This is a genomic window from Streptococcus sp. HMSC056C01, from assembly GCF_001811305.1.
Lineage (GTDB): Bacteria > Bacillota > Bacilli > Lactobacillales > Streptococcaceae > Streptococcus.
This window is the reverse complement of record NZ_KV804217.1, coordinates 1-363: the sequence shown is the minus strand read 5'-3', so window position 1 is coordinate 363 and position 363 is coordinate 1. Positions and strand designations below refer to the sequence as shown.

At 38.3% G+C, this 363-nt stretch carries 1 protein-coding gene; it reads left to right on the top strand.

What is annotated here, in order from left to right; translation table 11 throughout:
• The coding region (locus tag HMPREF2795_RS09735) for a MucBP domain-containing protein (RefSeq protein WP_186822907.1) at positions 1–363 on the top strand (363 nt) is incomplete at both ends.

The window sequence follows — 363 nt, the reverse complement described above, 5'->3', positions numbered from 1 at the left end:
CTGATGAAAAAGACCAACCAATTAATAAGGCCTATGATACAGTTGTTGACAACCGTCCACAAGAAATTGAATTCGAAGGCAAGACTTATGAACTGGTACCAGCTGGTAACTATACAGTAGGTGAAGTTGATGAGGAAGGTCACTTGAAGTCAACAGACCCAACAACAGGTGCAGTTGCCAAAGAGGATAAGAATGTAACTTACATCTACAAACTTAAAGAAAAGCCAAAAGGTGAAGTGGTTATTACTTATGTAGATGAAAATGGTAAAGAGATTCAAAAACCTCGTCAAGATACACCAAACTCACCATACGATACACCATATGACACCACTGAAGAAGGTGAAAAACCAAACACAATCAAGA